Source organism: Phenylobacterium sp., assembly GCF_046291545.1.
Classification (GTDB): domain Bacteria; phylum Pseudomonadota; class Alphaproteobacteria; order Caulobacterales; family Caulobacteraceae; genus Phenylobacterium.
This window is the reverse complement of sequence record NZ_JBKBSM010000019.1, coordinates 1-22,279: the sequence shown is the minus strand read 5'-3', so window position 1 is coordinate 22,279 and position 22,279 is coordinate 1. Positions and strand designations below refer to the sequence as shown.

Sequence of the window (22,279 nt, the reverse complement as noted above, 5' to 3'; positions counted from 1 at the left end):
ACCCACCAGCGGATCGCCGGCGGCTCCGGCGCGCCCACGCCGCGGCAGATGCTGGGCTGGCTGGCGCGCGGCGAGGTGGCCATGGCGCTCGGCGTCGTGGGCATCGTCGTCCTGCTGATCCTGCCGGTCCCGGCGTTCCTGCTGGACATGCTCCTGACGATCTCGATCACGAGCGCGGTCCTCATCCTGATGACCTCGATCCTGATCAAAAAGCCCCTGGAGTTCACCTCCTTCCCCACGGTGCTGCTGGTCACCACCCTGTTCCGCCTGGGGCTGAACATCGCCTCCACCCGGCTGATCCTCGGCCACGGCCACGAAGGCGCCCACGGGGCGGGCCAGATCATCGAGGCCTTCGGCAAGCTGATGATGGGGGGCAACTTCGTCATCGGGGTGATCGTCTTCGCCATCCTGGTGATCGTGAACTTCGTCGTCATCACCAAGGGCTCGGGCCGGATCGCCGAAGTCGCCGCCCGCTTCACCCTGGACTCCATGCCCGGCAAGCAGATGGCCATCGACGCCGATCTGTCCGCCGGCCTGATCAACGAGGACGAGGCCAAGAAGCGGCGCAAGGACCTGGAGCAGGAGAGCACCTTCTTCGGGGCCATGGACGGCGCCTCCAAGTTCGTGCGCGGCGACGCCATCGCCGGCCTGATCATCGTGGCGATCAACGTCATCGGCGGCATCCTGATCGGCGTGGTGCAGCACAAGGTGCCGGTCGGCCAGGCGGCCTCGACCTACACCACGATGACCATCGGCGACGGCCTGGTCAGCCAGATCCCCGCCCTGATCATCTCCATCGCCGCTGGCTTCCTGGTCTCCAAGGCCGGCGTCGAAGGCTCGGCCGACAAGGCCCTCGTCGGCCAGCTGGCGATGAACCCGGTCAGCCTGGGCATGGTCTCGGCCACCGCCGGGGTGATCGCCTTCCTGCCCGGCATGCCGATCCTGCCCTTCGCGGCGATCTCCATCGGCGCGGGCGCGCTGGCCTGGCGGCGCTCCCAGCAGGCGGCCGAACCGCCGCCGGTGGACATCATGCCCGCCGCCCCCGCCGCCGAGGAAGAGGAGCCGATCAGCCAGTCCCTGGCCATCGACGAGATCAAGATCGAGCTCGGCTATGGCCTCCTGCCGCTGATCAACGATCTGGAGGGCCGCCGCCTCACCGACCAGATCAAGGCCCTGCGCAGGACGATGGCCGCCGACTTCGGCTTCGTGATGCCCTCGGTCCGGATCCTCGACAACATGCGCCTGCCCTCCCAGGGCTACTGCATCCGCATCAAGGAGATGGAGGCCGGCCAGGGCGAGGTGCGGCTCGGCTCGCTGATGGCGATGGACCCCCGCGGGGGCCAGGTGGACCTGCCCGGCGAGAACGTGCGCGAGCCGGCGTTCGGCCTGCCCGCCACCTGGATCGCCGCCGACCTGCGCGAGGAAGCCACCTTCCGCGGCTACACCATCGTCGATCCGGCCACGGTGCTGACCACGCACCTGACCGAGATCCTCAAGGACAACATGGCCGAGCTGCTCTCCTACGCCGAGGTGCAGAAGCTCCTGAAGGAGCTGCCGGGCGACCAGAAGAAGCTGGTGGAGGACCTGGTGCCCGGCGTGGTCACCGCCACCACCATCCAGCGCGTGCTTCAGGCGCTGCTGCGCGAGCGGGTGTCGATCCGAGACCTGCCCGCGATCCTGGAGGGCATCGGCGAGGCCGCGCCGCACACCTCGTCCATCACCATGCTGGTCGAGCAGGTGCGCGCCCGCCTGGCCCGCCAGCTCTCCTTCGCCTACCGCGGCGACGACGGCGCCCTGCCGATCATCACCCTCTCGCCGGAGTGGGAGAACGCCTTCGCCGACGCGCTGATCGGCTCGGGCGAGGAGCGCCAGCTCGCCCTGGCCCCCTCGCGCCTGCAGGAGTTCATCCGCGGCGTGCGCGACAGCTTCGAGCGCGCCGCCCTGGCCGGCGAATCACCGGTGCTGCTGACCGGGCCGGCGATCCGGCCCTACGTGCGCTCGATCATCGAGCGGTTCCGCGGCCAGACGCCGGTGATGAGCCAGAACGAGGTCCACCCCCGGGCCCGGCTGAAGACGGTGGGCACGATCTGAGGCGACGCGGCGGGCTCGCCGAACTTCCTGCACGTTCCATGACATGCGGCGCCGCGGCGGCGCTTTGCGCCGTTGCCGCGAGGCTTTCCCCCTGATAGCGATTGGCCGACATGGGGGTGTTGGGGCCCTCGGGGAGCCAGTTGGACAGCGAATGGCGCGATCTGCACAAGGGGCACGAGGCCCGGGCGCGGCCCTGATCTGGGACCTCCTGACCTTCGACCGGCTGATGACCGGCACGGTCATCCACCTGATCTACTGGGCGGGCCTGGGCGTCATCGCGCTGCTCGGCTTTTCGGTGATCGGGGCGGCCGTCGGGGTGGCCCTTCGCGAGCAGAACCTGCTCGGCATCCTGCTGGCCCTGCCGGTTCTCGTGGCCGGCCTTCTGGTGGTCGGCGCCCTGGTCCTGCTGTGGCGCTCCTTCTGCGAATTCTACGTCGCCATCTTCCGCCTGACCGACGACCTGCACGCCCTTCGCCTGCAGGCCGAAGCCGAGCGCGAGCGCCCGCCGCGCCCCTGAGTCGGGGCCCTTGAGTCGGGGCCCTTGAGACGGCCCCTTGAGACCAGGTACTACCAGCCGAACTCGGAATAGATCCGCCCGGCCCGGATGTGATTTAGCGCGGCGCGGATGTAGGGGACGGTGTTGGGCGGCGGATCGCCGACGGCGAACCAGGCCAGGTCGTCGCACTTGTGCGGCTCCAGGTTCCGCGGCTCGCCGCAGGGCGCCGTCGTCGTGAAGAACAGCGAGGTCCGCTCGCTGTCGGAATTGCGGTGCATCAGGTGCACGAGGACGAGGTCGGCCGGGTCGATCGCCAGGCCCGCCTCCTCGGCCGCCTCCCTGGCCATCGCCGCCGCGAACGTCTCGCCCCCCTCGACGTGCCCGGCGACCAGACTGTAGGCGCCGTCCTCATAGCCGGTGTTGAACCGGCGCGACATCAAGAGGCGGCCCTCGCGCTCGAGCACGAGATGGACTTCGGCGATGAGCTTGAACCGCGACATGGACCCTCCCGGAACATAGAGAGAACCGCGCGATTCCCTGCGGCAGGCAATCGGATTGCGGCTAGCGCAGCGCCGCCGCCCAGGCTGCGGCCCCGGCCTTCGGCCGGCCCTGGTCGTCGAACGGCAGGGGCGCGTCCGCGCCGTTCTCGCGCTTCAGCCAGGAGTCCTTGTCGCGCAGGCCCCAGAAGGTGAAGGCGAACCGCTGGGCCGCCGGGAGGGCGGCGAAGGCCTCGGCCGCCTCGGCGTAGACCCGCGCCTGGCCGGCCTCCAGCTCGGGCCGCCGGCGCGGGCCCCGCGCGCGGCTCAGCGACACGTCGAATTCCGAGACGTGGACCGGCAGGCCGAGGCTGGCGATCTCGCCGATCGCCGTCCTGAGCGTCCCCGGCGCCAGATCGGCGGCCACATGGGTCTGGGTCCCCAGCCCGCCCAGCGGCGCGCCGGCCGCCAGCAGGCGTTCGGCCAGCTTCAGGAAGGTCGCACGCTTCTTCGGCAGGTATTCGAGGTTGTAGTCGTTGAGGAACAACGGGACCGCGGCGTCGGCTTCGCGGGCGTGACGGAAGGCCAGGACCATGTGCTCGAACGCCCCGAGCCTCTGCGCCCACAGGCTGTCGCGCCAGCCCTCCCCGTCCTCCGCGACCGCCTCGTTGACCACGTCCCACCCGGCGGCCACGTCGCGATACCGGCCGACCAGGGCCAGGATGTAGTTGCGGTAGGCGTCGGCGAAGCGCACGCGCCCCTCGTCCAGCCGCTCGAACCCCGGCGGCGACTGGGCGTACCAGACCAGGGTGTGGCCGAACAGGCGAAGGCCTCGGGTGCGGGCGAAGGCGGCGATGCGGTCCGGGGCGTCGAAGCGGAACGTTCCGTCGTCGGCGACGACGTACTCCATCTTCATCTCCCACTCGGGCGTGATCTGCGAGACGTTGGCCGCGACCAGGGCGGCGAAGGCCGGGTCCTGGAGCTGCGCGGCCTGGATCGCGGCGCCCACCGGGAAGCCCGCGGCCGACTGGAGCGGCGGCGCCGACACCGGCGCGGCCGACTGCGCCGGCCGTTCGCAGCCAGCCAGCGCCAGGGCCGAGCCCAGCACCGTCCGGCGGGACAGCGGCCCGGCGGCGGCGGGGCGGTCGGCTCCGCTCACCGCCCCGCGGCCGCGCGGCGCAGGCCGATCTCGTCGAGCTGGGCGGTCTCGATGCGCGCCCGTTCCTTGGCCTTGGCCCGCTGCAGGGTCTCGGAGACCTGCTCGTACTTCTTCTGCTCTTCGAAGGCCTCGGTCAGCGCCTCGCGGGCGCCGGCCTCCTCGAGCTTCAGCCGGTCGATCTGCGCCTGGGCCTCGGCCTTGCGCGCTCGCAGGCCTTCCATGAAGCCGATGTGGTACCAGCCGGCTTCGGCGCTGGTGCGGGCGTTGGCGGCCTCGGCTTCCCCCTCGGCGATGAGCACGGTGAGCGCCAGTTCGGCGCGCGCCCGGCGGTCGGCGATCTCGGCCAGGCGCTTCTGCAGCACCTCGACCTCATAGGTCGACAGCCGCACCAGAGACTTGTCCCAGCTCATGCCCGCTCACTCAGGATTTCGGCCAGGCGCATGAAACTGTCCTCCAGGCTCGTCGCCTCGTCCTTGTCCTGGCCCAGAAAGGCCTCCAGCGCCGGGTTCAGGGCGATGGCGCGGTCGACCTGAGCGTCGGAGCCGGCGCGGTAGGCGCCGATGCGAATCAGTTCTTCCATGTTGGCGTAGGCAGCCAGGGTCTGGCGCGCGGCCTTCACGATCTCCCGCTCGGGCGGCAGGTGGCAGCCCGGCATGGTCCGGCTGATCGACTTCAGCACGTTGATCGCCGGAAAGCGGCCGCGCTCGGCGATGGCCCGCTCCATGACGATGTGGCCGTCCAGGATCCCGCGCACGGCGTCGGCGATCGGCTCGTTGTGGTCGTCGCCGTCCACCAGCACCGTGAAGATCGCCGTCACCGGCCCCGCGGTGGTGCCGTCCGGGCGGATGGGTCCCGGCCCCGCCCGCTCCAGCAGCTTGGGCAGCTCGGTGAAGACGGTCGGCGTGTAGCCCTTGGTGGTCGGCGGCTCGCCGGCCGCCAGGCCGATCTCGCGCTGGGCCATTGCGAAGCGCGTGACCGAATCCATCATGCACAGGACCTCCAGGTCCTGGTCGCGCAGATACTCGGCGATGGCCATGGTCATGTAGGCCGCCTGGCGGCGCTTCAGCGCCGGTTCGTCGGAGGTGGCCACCACCACCACCGCCCGGCGCAGCCCCTCTTCGCCGAGGGTCTCCTCGATGAACTCGCGAACCTCGCGGCCCCGCTCGCCGATCAGGCCCACCACCACGGCGTCGCAGTCGGCGTTCTTGGCCAGCATCGACAGCAGCACCGACTTGCCCACGCCGGACCCGGCGAACACGCCCAGGCGCTGGCCCCGGCAGCAGGTGGTGAAGACGTTCATGGCCCGTACGCCCAGGTCCAACCGCTCGCCCACTCGCCCGCGGGCGTGGGCCGGCGGCGGCGGGCTGCGCAGGGGATAGGCGGCCACGCCCTGCGGCAGCGGTCCCTTGCCGTCGATCGGCTCGCCGAAGGCGTCGACGATGCGGCCCAGCCAGGCCTTGGTCGGGCGCACCGCCGAGCCGAGCGGCTCGATGCGGATCTCCGCGCCGGGGGCTACGCCCTCAACCGGTCCGAAGGGCATCAGCAGCGCGCGGGTCTCGCGAAACCCCACGACTTCGGCCGGCAGCGGGTCGGCCGCGCGGCGCTCAATCTCCGCCCTCGCGCCGACCGCCAGGCGGGTGAGTCCGCCCTTGGCCTCGATCAGCAGACCGTTCACCGCAGCCACGCGGCCGGACACGGTCAGCGGGTCGATACGCTCGACGGCGGCGACGAGACTTCGCACTCAAACGGCCCCCTCAACAGAGCCCGGAGAGTCCGCCCGACGCCGTTAACTTGGGGTGAATTTTTTGCCTAGCGGAGGGCCGCGGCCAGCTTCGCCGCCTGGCGTGGGTGGGTGGCCGCCAGCCGCATCGCCTGCAGCGGGCGGTGACGCAGGGCCCGGTGCGCCATCGGCCGCGCCAGCCGTGCGGCCACCGGTCGCGCCGAGCGGGCGATCGCCCCGCGGCCGAAGTAGGCGGCGAGGCCCGCCACGACCAGGGCGCCGACGCCCAGGGCCAGGCCCGGATGCTCCTGCATCTTGGTGTAGACCGAGAAGCGCCGGCCGCGCGCGCCTTCGGAGCTGATCCGCCCATCCTGGCCAGGGGCGTGCAGGCTGTCGGCGGCGGGCTTGGGACCCTTGCGGCGCGACAGCCGCGGCGCGAGGCCGCCGAACACCCGCTCGGCGACCCGCGGCGTATGGCCGGCCAAGCCGAACGAGCCGCCCCCGGCGCCGATCAGCAGTTCGCGAACCGGGTGCTGCGCCGCGTGCAGGATCGCGTCGGCCACGACCTCCGGAGCGTAGAGCGGCGGCGGCAGCCGTGCGGCGTGGTCCAGCAGGTTGCGGGCGTGCTCGGCGAACGGCGAGGCGACGCCCGCCGGCTTTATCAGGGTGACGGAGATCGGCGCCCGCTCGCGCCGCAACTCCAGGCGCAGAGCGTCGGTGAAGCCCTTCACCGCCTGCTTCGAGGCCGCATAGGCGCCCATCTGCGGCATGGCCACCTCGGACAGGGCCGAGCCGACGTTGATGATCGCCCCGCCGCCGGGCTGGGCCTTTAGCTGTCGGACGGCCTCCAGCGAGCCGTTCACCACCCCGAAGTAGTTGGTGCGGAACAGCCGCTCGTGATCCTCCGGCGGGGTCGCCTCCAGGTCGCCGTAGAGCCCGACCCCGGCGTCGTTGATCCAGGTGTCGAAGCGCCCGAAGCGCGCCACGGCGGCCCGGGCGATCTTGGCCACGTCGGCCGGATCGCCGACGTCTCCCGCCACCGCGTGGGCCCGCCCGCCCGCGCCGTTGATCTCCTCGCAGACCTGGCGCAGCGCCGTCTCGTTCCGTGCGGCCAGGACCACGCCGGCGCCGGCCTCGGCGGCGCGGCGGGCGGTCGCCAGCCCAACCCCGGAGCTGGCGCCGGTGATCACGATGACCTGTTCGGACAGGGGCTTCAGTTGGGGGGGCATGGGCGGTCCTTCCTCGGAATTCCTGGTGCGGGCTCGGGGGTCAAACGGACGGCGCGGCCCAGGCGTTCCGACCGCGCGGCGCAGGTCGGCCGCGCCGCGATTTGTCCAATCACGAAAGATTCAACAGGGGTGCGACTCGCCGTCCCCGGGCCGCGCTTGCTGGCGATTCTCAAATCGCGTTAACGATTCGCTCAGCAGGGTTTCACTATTAACCGGTCTTAAATTAACTCGCCGGCAAGTTAACGGTGAGGGTCCGAGTGGATTCCGAGATTCGACGGGATCGGCGTGGCGGCGTTCCAGGAGGGGTTGATGCGCGTACTGCTTATCGAAGACGACAGCGCTACTGCGCAGAGCATCGAGTTGATGCTGAAGTCGGAAGGCTTCAACGTCTACACCACCGATCTCGGTGAGGAAGGCGTGGATCTGGGCAAGATCTACGACTACGACCTCATCCTGCTTGACCTCAATCTGCCCGACATGAGCGGCATGGACGTGCTGCGGACACTTCGGGTGGCCAAGATCAACACCCCGATCATGATCCTGTCCGGCACGGCCGAGATCGACACCAAGGTCAAGACGCTCGGCGGCGGCGCCGACGACTACATGACCAAGCCCTTCCACAAGGATGAACTGGTCGCCCGCATCCATGCGGTGGTGCGTCGCTCCAAGGGCCACGCCCAGTCGGTCATCAAGACCGGCGACATCACCGTCAACCTCGACGCCAAGACGGTGGAAGTGAACGGCGCCCGCGTCCACCTGACGGGCAAGGAATACCAGATGCTGGAGCTGCTCTCCCTGCGCAAGGGCACGACCCTGACCAAGGAGATGTTCCTCAACCACCTCTACGGCGGCATGGACGAGCCGGAGCTGAAGATCATCGACGTCTTCATCTGCAAGCTGCGCAAGAAGCTGGCCGCCGCGGCCGACGGCAAGCACCACATCGAGACCGTCTGGGGCCGCGGCTACGTGCTGCGCGACCCGCACGACGCTCAGGTTGCGGCCTGACCCCAACCTCGACGCCATGCCTGGCGCCCGCCGCTTCCGCGGCGGGCGTTTTCATTTCCGCGGCGCATCGCGCTAGTCTCCGCGCCGGATCGCTTGGGAGGCGGGGACCATGGAACGAACGCTTGCGCTGGCCGCCGGGCTGATCCTGGCCGCCCTGCTGGCCTGGTTCCACGAACTGCCGCCAAGGCCGCTGCACGCCGACGCCCCGGCCGAGCGCTTCTCCGCCGCACGGGCCATGCGCGACGTCGAGGCGCTCGGCGCTGCGCCCCACCCGATCGGATCGGCGGCCAACGCCCGCGCCCGCGAGCATGTGGTCGCGCGGATGGCCGCGCTGGGCCTGTCCCCCCAGGTGCAGCGGGCGGACGCCTTTGAAACCCGCCGCATCGGCGGCGAGACCTATGTGGTGGGCGGCCGGGTCGAGAACGTCATCGGCGTGCTGCCGGGCCTCGACCGCGCCGCGCCGGCCCTGGCCCTGATGGCGCACTACGACACCGTGCCCGGCTCGCCCGGCGCCGCCGACGATTCCGCCGGCGTGGCCGCGGCGCTCGAAGTCGCCCGCGCCATCCAGGCCCGCGGGACGCCGGCCCGCGACGTCGTCCTGGTGATCACCGACGGCGAGGAGGCCGGCCGCCTCGGCGCCCGCGCCTTCTTCGACCAGCACCCCCTGGCCCGCCGCATCGGCTTCCTGATCAACATGGAGGCCCGCGGCGGCGGCGGCCGCGTGCAGATGTTCGAGACCGGCGCGCAGAACGGCCAGACCATCGCCCTCTTCGCCGATACGGCGCGGCGTCCGGCCAGCAGCTCGCTGGCGGTGTTCCTCTACGAGACCATGCCCAACGACACCGACTTCACCGTCCCCAAGGCGGCCGGGGTCGCCGGGCTGAACTACGCTTTCATCGGCCGCCAATTCGACTACCACTCGCCGACGTCCACGCCGCGCAACCTCGAGCGCCGCACTCTCCAGGACCTGGGCGCCCAGGTGCTGGCCGCCGCCGACGCCGCCGCCCGGGCCCCGCGCCTGCCCGCCCCCGCCCCCGACCTCGTCTACGCCCACACTCCCCTCGGCGGAGTGATCACCTATCCCCAGCCCGTCGGCTGGGCGGTGCTGGCCTTCAGCGCGGCCCTGATCGCCCTGGGCGCCTGGCGGGCGCGCAAGGCCGGGGCCCTGGCCCTGCGCGACATGGCCCAGGGCGTGGGCGCCGCGGTCTACCTGCTCTCCACGGCGGCGGTGCTGCTGCGGCTGGCGCGGCGCGTCACCGGCGCGGGCTTCGGCTTCATGGAGCAGCGCTACCTGCTGGCCCAGGTGACGCGCTACGAGACGGCGCTGATTCTGATCGGCGTCGGCGCGGCGCTCTACGCCGCCGCCGCCCTGGCGCGGGGCGGAGCCCGCCGGCCGGCGGCGGCCCTGGCCCTCGGCGCAGGCGTGTTCTGCTCGGCGTTCGGCGACATCGACCCGATCGGCCTCGGGCTCGGCCTGGCCGGCGCGGTCGCCGCCTTCGCCGTGTTCGGCCGCGCGGCGGCGACGCCCGGCGCCTGGGCCGGGCTGCTGCTCACCGGCCTCCTCGCCGCCGTCGCCCTGCAGGCGGCCGCCCCCACCACCGCCTTCCTCATCGCCTGGCCCCTCGCGCTGGCCGCCCTCGCCGCAGCCCTGAGCGGCCTCGGCTCGAAGCGGGCGCTGTGGATCACCATCGCCTTCGTCGTCATCGCCGCGCCGGGCCTGGCCTGGCTGGGCGGCTTCGCCCACGGCCTGTTCCTGGGGCTGGACATGCCCGAGCTGCTGGCGGTGATCGCCTGGCTCGCGGCCTTCCTGATCTGGCCCCTGGCGCACCCGCGGATCGGGGGCGCCGGGCGCATCACCGCCCTGGCCGTCCTGGTCGCGGGCTTCGTCGTCATCGCCTATGTGCGGTTCCAGGAGCCCTGGAGCGCGCGCCACCCCCAGGCCTCGATCGTCGCCTACGAGATCGACCTGCAGGCTGATCGAAGCTGGCGGCTCAGCGCCACCCCCACCCTGTCGCCGTGGGCCCGCGGCGTTCTCACCGCCGACGGCGGGGTGATCGCCAGGCGCGAGGCGCCGGCTCTCTGGCGACGGCCCGTGGACGCCGCCCCGGCCCGACCGCTGGCCGCCCCCGGCGCGGACCTGTCCCTGCGCACAGGATCCGAAGGCGCGCGGGAACTGGTCGCCCTGCCGCCGCAGGCGGCCCGCATCCTCTCGGTGCGCCTCACCACCGACACGCCTCTCGCCGACGTCCGGCTGAACGGACGCCCCGTGCAGATCCTGGACAAGGCCGGCGCGGCGGCGACCGTGCGCTGGCAGGGCGATCCGGAGGGCTTCGTCCTGGCGTTCCGCCCCTCGGGTCCGGGAAGCCTTGAGGCGCGTCACGCCGTCGTGTTCGAGCGCTGGCCCGCCGGGGCCACGCCCCTGCCGCCCCGCCCGCGCGACGTGAAGGCCTTCGACATCTCCGATTCTACGGTGGTCACCGGCGCGGCGAAGTTCGGCTGGTGAGCCGCCCTCAGAGGTCGTCGGCGCTGATCCAGATCGAGGCGCCGACGGTCAGCAGCTCGCCGTCGAAATAGGCCTGCTCAGGAGCTCCGCTCGTCGTCGAGCCGAGCTCGCCATGCGCCTGGGGAACCTTGTCGTCCACCGAGGCGACCAGGACATAGCCGTCCTCCACGCCGTCGCCGTCGACGTCCACCCCGACGCGGTCGCCTGGGACCGCGCTCGCCGAGGCCAGCGTCGCGGAGCCGGCCGCCTCGGCCAGGATGTTGTCCACCGGCGTGATGGAGGTGATCGTCACCTTCTGGGCGGTGTCGAACTTCAGCGTGTCCCCCGCCGAGCCGTCGAAGTCGATGATCACCCCAAGGTTGGTCGACCCGCGCCCGGAGACGGGGGGGGGAGTGACGACGAAGGTGTCCGCCCCCGATCCGCCTTCGGCGACGACGCTGGAATCCACGGCGATCTGGTCGTCGCCCGAGCCGCCGTCCAGCACGTCGACCTGCCCGGTCGGGGCGCCGCCGCCGGAAATCACGTCGTCCCCCGGTCCGCCGCGGATCACCTCGGCGGCCGCGGACCCCTCCAGCGTGTCGTCGCCGGCGGAGCCGTGGATCTCGATCGGCTGGGCCGGCGCCTCATGGGCCTCGTCACCCTCGACGTCCACTGGCTTGGCCGCTTCGGTTTGCGGCGCGGCGGCCGAATGGTGCGGCTCGACGGCGTCCACCTTGACCCGCGGAGCCTCGGGGGAGGCGCCCTCGGGCCGGGCCGACTGCGGGTCCATCGCATCGGCCGCGAAGTCCTGGACCACCGCGCGGGGGCCGGAAAGCGTCTGCATGACGGCGGCGATCAGGTCGTCCGCCGCTGCAGTCTCGGCCGCCGGCGAAAGGTCGATCTCCTCGGGGGGACGGGCGTCGCCGAACGCCGCCACGGGATCGAGGCCGAACGCTGCGCCCGCCACAATGGCCACCAGGAATTGAGCGTTGCGGCGCTCCAGTTCGTGTTCGCCGGGCGCCAGGTCGCGGGGCGGCGCCGCCAGGTCCGCCCCTTCCATGCGCCCCAGCGCGAACCACAGGTCCCGCCCCTCGGTGACCAGGTCGGCGACCATGTCGTGGATGACCACCACGCGGCCTATGCGGGCCACGTGCATCAGCACGTTCTCCTGGTCGTCCTTGATCACGCACCAGGGGTCGCCGGCGTCGCTTGCGCCGAACACGACCTCGACCCCCCCGGCGTGGGCTTTCAACTCGCGGGCGAGCGCCTGGATCTGCGCGCGTTCGGCCGCCGTCCAGTCGCGGACGGCGAAGAAACGCCCGGTGAAGGGAAGGACTTCCCCCATTGTCCCGCCTTAGGCGCGCGCGGCGGCGCGGTGTTCCTGAACCTCGGCTTCGAAGAGCAGCCGGTGCAGCTCCGGTTCATAGTACTTTAGAAGCGTTCGGGCGAATCCGGCGGGCTCCAGCCCCAGCGCCTCGGCCCAGGCCGCCTGGGTTTCGATCGGCACCCGGCCCTGCCCGCCTTCCACCTGCGAGACGAAGGTGTAGTAGCGAAGGCCCACGCGGCTGGCGAGGTCGGCCTGGGTGAGGCCGGCGGCCTCCCGCGCGGAGCGCAGCCAGCGCCCGGCCTCGCGCCGAAGGCTCTTGGTGAGCGCCACCCGCTCTGGATCCATGGCCGTTCGAGACATTCGCGCTCCCATGCCGCGGAGGGATCGGCGCGCTGCGAAAGTCGCTTGCGCCCCGCCTCATGCGGAAGTACAGTTTTTACGTAACTAGCCTGAATGCAATGCGTAAGTAATCGTCACCTGGGCATATAGCTCACTTCGACCGGATTGACACGCCCTGTCGTGAGCTTGCCCCGCTCCGTCCCCCGGGGTCGGCCCAGGTGACGCCCCTTCCCGCGGCGGCGTGCGCCCGCCGCCATCGTCCGGCCAACAAACGGCCTTCAAGTGCGGGTGCTATCGCGTCATGACCCTGACCGAGTACGGATTTCTCGCGGCGGGCGCCCTGGCGGTGGCCGCCGGGCTCACCGCCCCGCTCCGCCCGGACATGCTGGCGCGCAAGGAGACGTCCACCGCGTGGGCCTTCGCGGCCGCGGCGGCCTGCTTGATCGCCTGCGCCATGTTGATCGTCGCCGCCCCGCGCATGCTCCAGGACACTCCCCTGGCGGCGGTCCTGGCCCTGAGCGTCGTTCATGCCGCGGTCACGGCGGTCAAGTGGCGCAAGGAGCGCCTGGCCGCCCCGCGCGGGCGCCGCGAACGCGCCGGCCCTCTGTCGCGGAATGTCGCCTGACCATCCGGCCGCGCGGCCGTTGCTCGCCTGATCGTCTGGTTGCCTGATCGCCGGGCCTTGGCTAACCCTGCCCTTCGGCAGGGCAAGGACGGGACCGGATGAACCCCAACGTCGTCATCTATCACAACCCCGCGTGCGGCACCTCGCGCAACGCGCTGGCGCTGCTGCGCGAGAAGGGGCTGGACCCCACCGTCGTCGAATACCTGAAGGTCGGCTGGACCCGCGAGCAGCTCGAGGGACTGATCGGCCGCATGGGGGTTTCGGCGCGGGACATCCTGCGCGAGCGGGGCACCAAGGCGGCCGAACTGGGCCTCACCGACCCGGCCGCCTCGGACGAGGCGATCATCGCGGCGATGCTGCTGGACCCGATCCTCGTTAACCGGCCCATCGTCGAAACGCCGAAGGGCGCGGCGCTTTGTCGCCCTGCTGAGCTTGCTCTGACGCTGATCTGAGACCAGTTTCGCCACGGTGACGCCAGATTCTCGCAATAGGCGACTATCCGCGACAACTGGACGCCTTAATCGATTGTCACCAGCCGTTAACCATTTGGGTCTGATCATCGCCGGACCCGCATTCTGCTGGTTCCATCCAGGCGTCTGAGGCAAGATGCCTAGTATCGGCATCGTAAGTACGGGGGCACGATGCAAGAATTCGATCCGCGCCAACCGGCGTCGCGCAATCTCGCGCTGACTCCGAAACTCCTCGCCGGCGCCGCCGGCCTGGCCGTCGTGGCCTTCGGCTGCAAGCTGGCCCTGGCGAACGTGAAGACGGATCCGCCGCCCCCCGACCCCGCCGTCATCGCCGCCCTCGAGCACGAGGCCTTCTCCCAGGCCGAGATCCAGCCCGGATTCACCCGGCCTGAGAACGTGGCGGTGAAGATCCAGCCGGGCGAAACATTCGAGGCCGCCGTGCGTCGCGCCGGCGTGTCCTCCGACGAAGCCCGCCAGGCCGTCCGCACCCTTGGCGAAGCCATGGACACCGTCCACATCAAGGCCGGCATGGCCTTCGACGCGGCCATCGCCCACCCGCGGGGCGAACGCGGACCGGCGCGGCTGATCGGCCTGTCCCTGCGCACCGGCCCGGCCACCGCCGTGACCCTCTCGCGCACCTTCGACGGCGCCCTGCGCCTGCGCGAGATGGAGGAAGAGGTCCGCGAGGAGGAGACCGTCGCCAAGGGCCAGATCGACGGCTCGCTCTACGAGAGCGCCGCGCGCCTGGGCGCCACGCCGACCGTCACCGCCTCGGTGGCCAAGATGTTCGCGCACAAGCTCGACTTCCAGCGCGACATCCAGCCCGGCGACAGCTTCACCCTGATCTTCGACCGCAAGATCACCGAGAGCGGGCGAACAATCGAGACCGGCGAGGTCGAGTACGCCGAGGTCAAGGGCGTCAAGTTCTACCGCTTCGAACGCCGCGACGGCGACGTCGAGTACTTCGACGAGAACGGCAAGAACGTCCGCGGCTTCCTGCTGCGCACCCCCGTCGACGGCGCGCGCATGACCTCGCGCTTCGGCATGCGCCGCCACCCGATCCTGGGCTACACCCGCATGCACCAGGGCATCGACTTCGGCGCGGGCATGGGCACCCCGGTGGTGGCGGCCGGCGACGGCGTGGTCGTCGAGGCCCGCCGCTGGGGCGGCTACGGCAACTGGGTCCGCGTGCGCCACACCGGCGGCTGGGAGACCGGCTACGCCCACCTGTCGCGCTTCGGCAAGGGCATCCGTGCGGGCCAGCGGGTGAAGCAGGGCCAGGTGATCGCCTACGTCGGCTCCACCGGCGCCTCGACCGGACCGCACCTGCACTACGAGATCTGGAAGGGCGGCAAGCGCGTGAACCCGGTGGGCGCCAAGGTGCCGCAGGGGACGGTGTTGGCGGGCGCAGAGCTTGCGGCGTTCAAGGCCGAGAAGGCGCGCATCGACCGGCTCGTCGGCGCCGAGACCGGCGCGACCACCCTGGCCATGGCCGACGGCGCCAAGGACGTGACCCTGCGCCGCTGAGCGGCGGCGGCGCGAATTCCGCAGGCTGACGTAGCGTCGCGCCTTTCCCGCGCCGCGTCGGGCGCCTAAGGTCGTGATCGAAGCGTAGCCAGCGGAGGTTCCGTGCCCGGCGCCATTCAGCCCAATCCACGCGCACGCTATGCGGCCAGACGGGACGCGATCCTGGCCGCGGCGTCCAAGGTCTTCACGGACCGGGGTGTGAGCGGCTTCACCCTGGCCGCTGTCGCCAAGCGCATGGACCTGCACCCGGTCAGCCTGACCTACTACTTCAAGCGCAAGGAGGACCTGGCCGCGGCCTGAGTGCTCCACACCCTGGAGCGGTTCGGCGACATGCTGGACCGGGCGGAGGCCGGGGCGACGCCGGCCGATCGGCTGCGGCGGTTCGTCGTGGCCTACTACGAGGCGCGGCGCCGCACGGTGGATGCCGGTGAGCCGCAACTGGTGCCGCTGGGCGAGATCCGCGTCATGGGCGCCCCTCACGAGGAGACGCTGGTCGAGGCCTACCAGGCCTTCAGCCAGAGGATCACCGGCCTCCTGAAGGACTCCGAGGCGCCCCTGAGCGGCGGGCGCCGCCGGGCCCTGGCCCACCTGATCATCAACCAGCTCTGCTGGTCCGACACCTGGATCGCCGCCTACGAGGTCAGCGACTATCCGCGCATCGGCGAGCGCGTGGCCGACATCATGACCGGCGGCCTTGCCGCGCCGGGCCTCGCGCCGCCGACGGCGCCGCTGTTGCAGCTCGGCGCCCCGCCGGCGGACAACGACGAAGTCACCCGCGAGCGTTTCCTCATCGCCGCCACCGATCTCATCAACCGCGAGGGCTACCGCGGCGCCTCGGTGGACAAGATTTCGGCCCGGCTCAACGTCACCAAGGGCTCCTTCTACCACCACAACACCGATAAGGACGGGCTGGTGCTGGCCTGTTTCGACCGCAGCTTCGAGCTGGTGGACGAGGCCAAGCGCAAGGCCGCCGCCGCCCGCAGCGGGTGGGAGCGCCTGTGGCTGGCCGCCGCGTCCCTGGCGGTCCACCAGACCATGGGCGAGCGCGGCCGCATGCTGCGCCACCATTCCCTCGCCGCCCTTCCGGTGGACGACCGCAAGGCGGTGCTCGCCCGTTTCCAGCAGATGGCCCACTCCTTCGCCGGGGTGATCAGCGACGGGGTCGCCGACGGCTCCATCCGACCGGTCGACCCGCTGCTGGCGGCACAGCTCGTCATGGCCATGTTCAACTCGGCGCCGCCGCTGGACCTGTGGACCCCCGGCTCCACGGTCGAGACTGTCCTGGACGCCCACGTGCGCCCCGTGCTGATGGGCTATCTGACCCCGTCGCAGGCCTGAATCGAAAACGCCCGGCCTTCCGGGCCGGGCGTTCGACGTCGCGTGTGTGGCGTCAGGCTCAGTTGAACATGATGACCGAGCGGGCGAGTCCGCCCTTCTTCATGTCGGCGAAGCCTTCGTTGACCTCTTCCAGCTTGATGCGCTGCGAGATCAGCTCGTCCAGCTTCAGCTTGCCGGCCATGTAGAAGTCCACCAGCCGCGGCATGTCCACGGGGAAGCGGTTGGAGCCCATCATCGAACCCTGGATGCGCTTTTCGCCCAGGAAGGCCGCGCCCATCAGGCTGATGGTCTGGCCGACCGGGATCATGCCGATGATGTTGGCCGTGCCGCCCCGGCGCAGCATGTTGAACGCCTGCTCGGCGGTCTTGGACAGGCCGATCGCCTCGAACGAGTGCTGAACGCCGCCCTTGGTCATCTCCATGACTTCCTTGACCGCGTCGGTCTTGGAGGCGTCGATGAAGTCGGTGGCGCCGAACTCGCGGGCCAGGTTGTCCTTCGAGGCCACCGTGTCGATGGCGATGATGCGCCCGGCGCCGGCGATCGCCGCGCCATTGACCGCCGCCAGGCCCACGCCGCCGAGGCCGATCACGGCCACCGTGTCGCCCGGGCGGACGCTGGAGGTGTGGATCGCCGCGCCGACGCCGGTCATCACCGAACAGCCGATCAGGGCGGCGCGGTCCAGCGGCATGTCCTTGCGGATCGCCACGCAGGCGTGCTCGTGGATCAGCATCTGCTCGGCGAAGGACGACAGGTTCAGGTACTGCATCATCGGCCCGTCGACCTTGGACAGGCGGGGCTCCTCGTCGGCGCCGCGCTTGGTCTCGGGGCTGACGCACAGGCTCAGGTGCCCGGTCAGGCAGTGCTCGCAGTGGCCGCAATAGGCTGACAGGCAGGTGATCACGTGGTCGCCCGGCTTCACCGTACGCACCTCGGAGCCGACCGCCTCGACGACGCCGGCGCTCTCGTGGCCCAGCACCGCGGGCAGGGGGTGCGGATAGGAGCCTTCCATGAAGTGAAGGTCGGAGTGGCACAGGCCGGCGGCGGCGGTGCGGATGAGCACCTCGTGCGGGCCGGGCTTGTTGATTTGAACGTCTTCGATCTGAAGCGGCTTGCCCACTTCACGCAGCACTGCGGCCTTCATCTGGCGTGTTCCCCGAACGGCGCCCCTTGGATGGGGCCGGTTTTCGAAGCCCGCCTCCGCGGCGCGCTTCCCGACGCCATCTTATCGTCGTTCAGGTGGCCGGGGCCAAGCCCCTTTGCCCCGGGAGGCTGCGCAATTCACGTACGAAAAGGCCCGGACAGCAGTCCGGGCCCTTACGCATCTCCGAAGGGCGGCTCAGCGGTCCGAGCCGGCCATGATCTGGGCCTTGGTCTTGCTGGACACCAGGTTCCCGCCGCTGAGGCCCAGGCTAGTGGAGGGCACGGTGGTCATCTGGCCGTCGACGTCGAGCACCACGTCGGCTGCGCCGCCGGCCTTGCCGGGCTTCACCTTGGCGATGGTGCCGATCCGCGCGCCGCTGGCGTCGCGCACGGCGGCGCCGGTGCGCAGGTCCGACATGGCGACGACGCCCGAGGTGTCCGCCGCGGTTCCCGTGCGCGCCGCGGGCTTGGCGGCGGGCTTGGAGGAGGGCCAGTTCGGATCGGCGGCGGTCGTCGAGGTGGCCGGCGGGGAAGCGCCCATCGCGTCGGTCCCGCTGCTCGTTCCGGGACCCGAGGCGTCCTGCGCCAGGGCGGGCGCGGCGAACAGGGCCGAAGCGGCGAGGCCGATGAGAAGCTTGGTAGCCATATGGAGGTTCTCCCTAGGAGGCTGAGATCCCCCCGCCCGCCAGGTCCAGAACCCGGGGAGCGCCTCGGAAGTTCCCGTTAGGCGCTAGCCATCTGCCTCGCCGCCTGGCCCTCCGCGGCCATGGTCGCGCCCCGCAGCCAGGCCGGCCAGGTCATCCGCCACTCGGGCCGCCGGGGAATGCAGGCCTCGATCGCCGCCAGCAGCGCGTCCGTCGGACCGTCGTTCAGGAAGTGGTTGGCGCCTTCCACCCGCTCGAAACGCATGGGCAGACGGGTGCGGGTGTCGCGCACCAGCCGCTCGGCGATCTCGATGGGGGCGAAGTCGTCCTGGTCGCCGTGGATCACGTGCACCGGTATTCGCAGCCGGGCCAGGGCGCGGCGCGCCTTTTCCAGCTGCGCGGGCTGACCGGACACCTCCCGCACCGCATTGCGCAGGTCCCGCGGCAGCACCTTCAGCATCCGCGCGCCGGCGTCCACCAGCCAGCGGGCGGTGGGGCCGGGCTCCCCGAAATAGCCGCTCATCAGGACCAGGCCCGCGACCTTGCCCGGGTTCTCGGCCGCCATCACCGAGGCGATCGCCGCCCCATAGGACTGGCCGACCAGCAGGATCCTCTGGCCGCGGGTTGGGCGCAGCAAGGGCGCCAGGGCCTCGGCCTGCAGGGCGATGTCGCACACCGGCGCCTGGGGTTCGGAGGCGCCGTAGCCCGGCCGGTCTACCACCACCATCTCGCGGTCGGGCGGCAGGTCGGCCAGTGCCGGGGCCCAGTATTCCGCCCACGAGGGCGCGCCCGTGATCACCACGATCTTCCAGGGGGCCGGCCTTTCGCGCGGGGTGTCGATGGCCGACAGGGTCCAGCCCAATCCGCCGCCGGCGGCGAACGACATCCGCCGCACCTCGGTTTCCTTGTAGGTCTCCGCCATGGGCGCATGCTCGGCTCGACCGGTCAGGGCGCACTCGACGCACGCCCATCCCATCGCCAAGACGCCCCGCGGGCGTTTGCGCGCCACGATATCGTCTCCGGTTGTTCGTCCCGCATCGCACAACGCCCCGACGCCGGGTGCGGTTCGCCCGCAGCCGGCCTTCGGCGCGCGGTGTGGCGCCCGGGCATCAGCCGCCGAGGCCTCAGGCGGAGGCGACCTGCTCCCGCAGCTCGCGCTTCAGCACCTTTCCAGTGGGCCCGATCGGCAGGGCCTCGACGATCCGCACCTCGTCCGGCGTCCACCACTTGGCCACCCGCTCGGCGACGTGGGCTTTCAGCGCCTCCGGGTCGGCCGAAAAGCCGGGGCGCAACGTCACCAGCAGCAGCGGCCGCTCGTCCCACTTGGGGTGCGGCACCCCGATCGCCGCGGCCATGGCCACCGCCGGGTGCGAGCAGACCGCATCTTCCAGGTCGAGGGTCGAGATCCACTCCCCGCCCGACTTGATCACGTCCTTGGCCCGGTCCGTCAGCCGCAGATAGCCTTCGGGGTCGATGGTGGCGATGTCGCCGGTGTCGAACCAGCCGTCCTCGGTGAAGGCCTGGGCGCCGTCGCCCTTGAAATACGACGAGGCCACCCAGGGGCCGCGCACCTGCAGCTTGCCGGCGCTCTTGCCGTCGCGCGGCAGCTCCTCTGCGGACTGGTCGTCGATGATGCGCATCTGCACGCCCCAGAGCCCGCGGCCGGCCTTCAGCTTGCGCGCGACGGCGGCCTCCTCGCTCTCGCCGGCGTGCTGCGGCAGGGGCGTGTTGATGACCCCCATCGGACTGGTCTCGGTCATGCCCCAGATCTGGCGCACGGTCGCGCCCAGGCTCTCCTCCACGCGGCGCACCAGGGAGGCCGTGGGCGCCGAGCCGCCGATGCAGACGTTGCGCACGCTGGTCAGCCGCCCGCCGGTGGCGTCCAGATGGTCCAGCACCCCCACCCAGATGGTCGGCACGCCCAGGAGGAAACTCGCCTGCTCGGCCACCGCCAGTTCGCAGATCGACGGCCCGTCCAGGTGCCGGCCCGGCAACACCAGCTTTGCCCCGACCATAGGCGCCGCATAGGGCGTGCACCAGGCGTTAGCGTGGTACATCTGGGCGCAGGGCAGCACCACGTCGCGCGCCGACAGGTCGAAGCAGTCCGGGGTCGTCACCGCCATGGCGTGCAGCACCGTGGCCCGGTGGCTGTAGAGCACGCCCTTGGGATTGCCGGTGGTGCCCGAGGTGTAGCAGAGGCCCGAGGCCGACCATTCGTCCAGCTCGGGCCAGTCGAAGTCCGGGGAATTGAGTCGGACCAGCTCCTCGTAGACCAGCGACCCCTGCGGCGCCTCGGCCGGCAGGTGCTCCAGGTCGGTCATGGCCACGAACGCCTTCACCGTGGGCAGGCGCTCCTTCAGCTCGGCCACCAGCCCGGCGAAGGTGATGTCGTAGAACAGGACGGTGTCCTCGGCGTGGTTCACCACCCACGCCACCTGGTCCGGGTGCAGGCGCGGATTGATCGTGTGCACGATCGCCCCCACCCCGGGCACGGCGAAATAGAGCTCGAAGTGGCGATAGGTGCTCCAGGCCAGGGTCGCCACCCGGTCGCCGGGCCGGACGCCCAGCCCCTCCAGCGCATTGGCCATGCGCTTGGCCCGGCCCAGGGCGTCGGCGTAGCCATAGCGGTGAATCGGGCCCTCCACCGTGCGGGTCACGATCTCGCGGTCGGGATGATAGAGGGCCGCATACTCCAGGAGCGACGGCAGGTTGAGCTGCCGGTCCATCATCAGCGCCTTCATCCCGGTTTCCTCCCCTGGGCGGTTTTCCGGGACCCTAGAGCCGCGCCGCGCCGCGCGCCAGGGCCGCCCGTGTCAGAAGACGAAGCGGGCGACGAAGCGGGCGTCATAAGCCTCGTAGCCGTCGCGGGTCTCGCCGCCGGCCTCCAGGCCCACGGCGTACCAGGCGCCCTGTCCATTCACGGCGACCCGGGCCACGGCGCCGCCGCCTTCCAGGTCCGGCGCGGACAGGGTGAAGGCCTCGCCGCCGCTGAGGAACCGCGCAGTGGTGGCGCCCGGCCCGTCTCCGCTCACCTGCCGCCAGCCCAGGGTGAGCTGCGGGGTCCAGGAGAAGTCGGCGCGCTCGCCCAGGCGCCAGCCCAGCGCCGCCCCGGCGAACGAGGAGACCTGCGAGCCCTCGCGCCCATCGATCTCCAGGTCCATGGCCGCGCCGCCGCCGCTTTCGCGCCGACCGTCCTCCTCCAGGCGCAGATAGTCGATGCTGGCCTGCGGCTGCAGATAGAAGTCGCCGGCGTCGAAGGTGTACTTCAGGCTCGCATGCGCCATCAGGGTAGAGCCGGTCCAGTCCGCCTCGGCCTCCCTCGACAGGCCGCTGGCCTCGTCCACCAGCGTGCGCTTGCTGGAGAGGTCGACGTAGCCGCCGGACACGGCCATCGCCGCCGTCAGGGCGCCTGCGGTCTCCCGCCAGTAGACCCCGGCCGAGAGCACGCTGGCGTCGAGGGTTTCGCCCGCCGCCGCGCCCTTCTCGTCCACCGTGGCGTTCAGGAAGCTCGCCTGCACCCCGAGCGCGCCGAGCCCGGTGTCCGGCGCCTCGAACCCGCCCGTCAGGCCGAAGCCCGCCGCCTGGTAGCCGCCGGGGCGGCCCAGGTCGCGGCGGACCAGGAAGGCGATCTCCTGGGTCCAGGCCCGCAGGCCCGGCGCCAGCCTGGCCGGCGCCTCGCTGACCGCGCGGCCCGCCGCCTCGGCCCCGGCGCTCAGCACCTGGAACAACCCGCCCGAATAGTCCGGCAGGAACTGATCGTAGAGATCGCGGAAGGACGCCTCGTCGGTCTTGGAGAGCAGGGCGTCCCGCACCCCCTCGTCCCGATCGAAGGCCTCGAACACCGCGTCGTAGGCGGCCGCCTCGGCTGCGCCCAGGCCAGCCTCCCCCGCGGTGCGCCGGCGCACCACGGCGAGCAGCAAGTCCTGCGCCTCGTCCACCTTCAGGGTCGCCTTGTAGAGCCAGGGCGTGGAGCCGGCGCCGACCGCCTCGAGGTCGCCCACCGAAAGGTCCCCGGCGCTCACCAGGGTGAAGGTGCGCGGGTCCACCAGCTTGGAGGTGAAGCTGAGGCCGATCTTCGCCCCGTCGGCCTGGCTGGCCGACCCGGCGACGTTCAGGCGCGTCGAGCGGTTCTGGGCCGGATCCAGGGCGAAGGTGATCTCGCCCTTGGGCCCGAGCTTCAGGCTGGTCAGGTCCACCGCCTCGGCGTTGGC

Annotated in this window: 21 protein-coding genes; 9 read left to right on the top strand and 12 right to left on the bottom strand. The window is 71.4% G+C overall.

Features of this window, described 5'->3' with window-relative positions; translation table 11 throughout:
• Window positions 1-48 precede the first annotated feature (48 nt).
• Entirely contained in the window at window positions 49-2,091 is a 2,043-nt protein-coding gene (gene flhA / locus ACK4YQ_RS18980; protein ID WP_409613728.1) for a flagellar biosynthesis protein FlhA, read from the top strand.
• Window positions 2,092-2,242: 151 nt separating this feature from the next.
• A complete protein-coding gene (locus tag ACK4YQ_RS18975) occupies window positions 2,243-2,608 on the top strand; it encodes a DUF4282 domain-containing protein (protein ID WP_409613707.1) in 366 nt (121 codons plus the stop codon).
• A 50-nt stretch (window positions 2,609-2,658) separates the two neighbouring features.
• On the opposite strand, the gene ACK4YQ_RS18970 is transcribed toward ACK4YQ_RS18975, so the two are convergent.
• The 5 genes from ACK4YQ_RS18970 to ACK4YQ_RS18950 form a co-directional block, all read right to left on the bottom strand.
• Complete coding sequence (locus tag ACK4YQ_RS18970; protein WP_409613704.1) at window positions 2,659-3,087, bottom strand: NUDIX hydrolase; 429 nt, start codon at window positions 3,085-3,087, stop codon at window positions 2,659-2,661.
• 61 nt (window positions 3,088-3,148) lie between these two features.
• Window positions 3,149-4,222, bottom strand: a complete 1,074-nt coding sequence (locus ACK4YQ_RS18965; protein WP_409613701.1) for an endo-1,4-beta-xylanase — start codon at window positions 4,220-4,222, stop codon at window positions 3,149-3,151.
• The gene (locus ACK4YQ_RS18960; protein WP_409613698.1) at window positions 4,219-4,632 is read right to left on the bottom strand and encodes a flagellar FliJ family protein; all 414 of its coding nucleotides are present in this window, start codon (window positions 4,630-4,632) and stop codon (window positions 4,219-4,221) included. Before ACK4YQ_RS18960 ends, ACK4YQ_RS18965 begins: the two co-directional genes overlap by 4 nt.
• A complete protein-coding gene (fliI, locus tag ACK4YQ_RS18955; protein ID WP_409613695.1) occupies window positions 4,629-5,963 on the bottom strand; it encodes a flagellar protein export ATPase FliI in 1,335 nt (444 codons plus the stop codon). Before fliI ends, ACK4YQ_RS18960 begins: the two co-directional genes overlap by 4 nt.
• 68 nt (window positions 5,964-6,031) lie before the next feature.
• Window positions 6,032-7,171 carry an SDR family oxidoreductase gene (locus ACK4YQ_RS18950; protein WP_409613692.1) on the bottom strand — a complete coding sequence of 380 codons (1,140 nt, stop codon included), beginning with the start codon at window positions 7,169-7,171 and terminating at the stop codon, window positions 6,032-6,034.
• Between the two features lie 309 nt (window positions 7,172-7,480).
• On the opposite strand from ACK4YQ_RS18950, the gene ctrA reads away from it, so the two are divergent.
• Window positions 7,481-8,176, top strand: a complete 696-nt coding sequence (gene ctrA / locus ACK4YQ_RS18945; RefSeq protein WP_409613690.1) for a response regulator transcription factor CtrA — start codon at window positions 7,481-7,483, stop codon at window positions 8,174-8,176.
• A gap of 109 nt (window positions 8,177-8,285) precedes the next feature.
• The gene (locus ACK4YQ_RS18940) at window positions 8,286-10,679 is read left to right on the top strand and encodes a M20/M25/M40 family metallo-hydrolase (RefSeq protein ID WP_409613687.1); all 2,394 of its coding nucleotides are present in this window, start codon (window positions 8,286-8,288) and stop codon (window positions 10,677-10,679) included.
• Window positions 10,680-10,686: 7 nt separating this feature from the next.
• Here the strand turns inward: ACK4YQ_RS18940 and ACK4YQ_RS18935 are convergent, their stop codons facing one another.
• Window positions 10,687-12,003, bottom strand: a complete 1,317-nt coding sequence (locus tag ACK4YQ_RS18935) for a hypothetical protein (RefSeq protein WP_409613684.1) — start codon at window positions 12,001-12,003, stop codon at window positions 10,687-10,689.
• A 9-nt stretch (window positions 12,004-12,012) separates the two neighbouring features.
• Window positions 12,013-12,345: a helix-turn-helix domain-containing protein gene (locus tag ACK4YQ_RS18930; protein ID WP_409613681.1), complete on the bottom strand. Its 333-nt coding sequence runs from the start codon at window positions 12,343-12,345 to the stop codon at window positions 12,013-12,015.
• 280 nt (window positions 12,346-12,625) lie between these two features.
• Here ACK4YQ_RS18930 and ACK4YQ_RS18925 point away from each other — a divergent pair, with 280 nt between their 5' ends.
• The 5 genes from ACK4YQ_RS18925 to ACK4YQ_RS18905 all read left to right on the top strand — a co-directional run bounded on the left by ACK4YQ_RS18925 (window position 12,626) and on the right by ACK4YQ_RS18905 (window position 16,284).
• Window positions 12,626-12,949, top strand: coding sequence for a hypothetical protein (locus ACK4YQ_RS18925; protein WP_409613679.1), 324 nt, complete (start codon window positions 12,626-12,628; stop codon window positions 12,947-12,949).
• A 98-nt stretch (window positions 12,950-13,047) separates the two neighbouring features.
• Window positions 13,048-13,401, top strand: a complete 354-nt coding sequence (gene arsC / locus ACK4YQ_RS18920; protein ID WP_409613676.1) for an arsenate reductase (glutaredoxin) — start codon at window positions 13,048-13,050, stop codon at window positions 13,399-13,401.
• A gap of 189 nt (window positions 13,402-13,590) precedes the next feature.
• Window positions 13,591-14,946, top strand: coding sequence for a peptidoglycan DD-metalloendopeptidase family protein (locus tag ACK4YQ_RS18915; protein WP_409613673.1), 1,356 nt, complete (start codon window positions 13,591-13,593; stop codon window positions 14,944-14,946).
• A gap of 102 nt (window positions 14,947-15,048) precedes the next feature.
• Window positions 15,049-15,246, top strand: a complete 198-nt coding sequence (locus ACK4YQ_RS18910) for a TetR/AcrR family transcriptional regulator (protein ID WP_409613670.1) — start codon at window positions 15,049-15,051, stop codon at window positions 15,244-15,246.
• Entirely contained in the window at window positions 15,247-16,284 is a 1,038-nt protein-coding gene (locus tag ACK4YQ_RS18905) for a TetR/AcrR family transcriptional regulator (RefSeq protein WP_409613667.1), read from the top strand.
• A gap of 58 nt (window positions 16,285-16,342) precedes the next feature.
• Here the strand turns inward: ACK4YQ_RS18905 and ACK4YQ_RS18900 are convergent, their stop codons facing one another.
• The 5 genes from ACK4YQ_RS18900 to ACK4YQ_RS18880 all read right to left on the bottom strand — a co-directional run.
• Window positions 16,343-17,425, bottom strand: coding sequence for a Zn-dependent alcohol dehydrogenase (locus ACK4YQ_RS18900; RefSeq protein ID WP_409613664.1), 1,083 nt, complete (start codon window positions 17,423-17,425; stop codon window positions 16,343-16,345).
• Window positions 17,426-17,620: 195 nt separating this feature from the next.
• Entirely contained in the window at window positions 17,621-18,070 is a 450-nt protein-coding gene (locus ACK4YQ_RS18895) for a hypothetical protein (RefSeq protein ID WP_409613661.1), read from the bottom strand.
• A 77-nt stretch (window positions 18,071-18,147) separates the two neighbouring features.
• On the bottom strand, window positions 18,148-19,077 hold the full coding sequence (locus ACK4YQ_RS18890; RefSeq protein ID WP_409613658.1) for an alpha/beta fold hydrolase: 930 nt from the start codon (window positions 19,075-19,077) through the stop codon (window positions 18,148-18,150).
• A gap of 115 nt (window positions 19,078-19,192) precedes the next feature.
• A complete protein-coding gene (locus tag ACK4YQ_RS18885; RefSeq protein WP_409613655.1) occupies window positions 19,193-20,809 on the bottom strand; it encodes a long-chain fatty acid--CoA ligase in 1,617 nt (538 codons plus the stop codon).
• 72 nt (window positions 20,810-20,881) lie between these two features.
• Window positions 20,882-22,279, bottom strand: a 1,398-nt coding sequence (locus ACK4YQ_RS18880) for an autotransporter domain-containing protein (protein WP_409613652.1), incomplete at its 5' end; no start/stop codon positions are given.

What these genes read in the sequence shown, in the direction of transcription:
- ACK4YQ_RS18885 (WP_409613655.1), bottom strand. Translation starts at nt 20,809, where the DNA reads ATGAAGGCGCTGATGATGGACCGGCAGCTCAACCTGCCGTCGCTCCTG.
- ACK4YQ_RS18935 (WP_409613684.1), bottom strand. Translation starts at nt 12,003, where the DNA reads ATGGGGGAAGTCCTTCCCTTCACCGGGCGTTTCTTCGCCGTCCGCGAC.
- ACK4YQ_RS18915 (WP_409613673.1), top strand. Translation starts at nt 13,591, where the DNA reads ATGCAAGAATTCGATCCGCGCCAACCGGCGTCGCGCAATCTCGCGCTG.
- ctrA (WP_409613690.1), top strand. Translation starts at nt 7,481, where the DNA reads ATGCGCGTACTGCTTATCGAAGACGACAGCGCTACTGCGCAGAGCATC.
- ACK4YQ_RS18895 (WP_409613661.1), bottom strand. Translation starts at nt 18,070, where the DNA reads ATGGCTACCAAGCTTCTCATCGGCCTCGCCGCTTCGGCCCTGTTCGCC.
- flhA (WP_409613728.1), top strand. Translation starts at nt 49, where the DNA reads ATGCTGGGCTGGCTGGCGCGCGGCGAGGTGGCCATGGCGCTCGGCGTC.
- ACK4YQ_RS18970 (WP_409613704.1), bottom strand. Translation starts at nt 3,087, where the DNA reads ATGTCGCGGTTCAAGCTCATCGCCGAAGTCCATCTCGTGCTCGAGCGC.
- arsC (WP_409613676.1), top strand. Translation starts at nt 13,048, where the DNA reads ATGAACCCCAACGTCGTCATCTATCACAACCCCGCGTGCGGCACCTCG.
- ACK4YQ_RS18950 (WP_409613692.1), bottom strand. Translation starts at nt 7,171, where the DNA reads ATGCCCCCCCAACTGAAGCCCCTGTCCGAACAGGTCATCGTGATCACC.
- ACK4YQ_RS18925 (WP_409613679.1), top strand. Translation starts at nt 12,626, where the DNA reads ATGACCCTGACCGAGTACGGATTTCTCGCGGCGGGCGCCCTGGCGGTG.
- ACK4YQ_RS18940 (WP_409613687.1), top strand. Translation starts at nt 8,286, where the DNA reads ATGGAACGAACGCTTGCGCTGGCCGCCGGGCTGATCCTGGCCGCCCTG.
- ACK4YQ_RS18960 (WP_409613698.1), bottom strand. Translation starts at nt 4,632, where the DNA reads ATGAGCTGGGACAAGTCTCTGGTGCGGCTGTCGACCTATGAGGTCGAG.
- ACK4YQ_RS18930 (WP_409613681.1), bottom strand. Translation starts at nt 12,345, where the DNA reads ATGTCTCGAACGGCCATGGATCCAGAGCGGGTGGCGCTCACCAAGAGC.
- ACK4YQ_RS18900 (WP_409613664.1), bottom strand. Translation starts at nt 17,425, where the DNA reads ATGAAGGCCGCAGTGCTGCGTGAAGTGGGCAAGCCGCTTCAGATCGAA.
- ACK4YQ_RS18975 (WP_409613707.1), top strand. Translation starts at nt 2,243, where the DNA reads ATGGCGCGATCTGCACAAGGGGCACGAGGCCCGGGCGCGGCCCTGATC.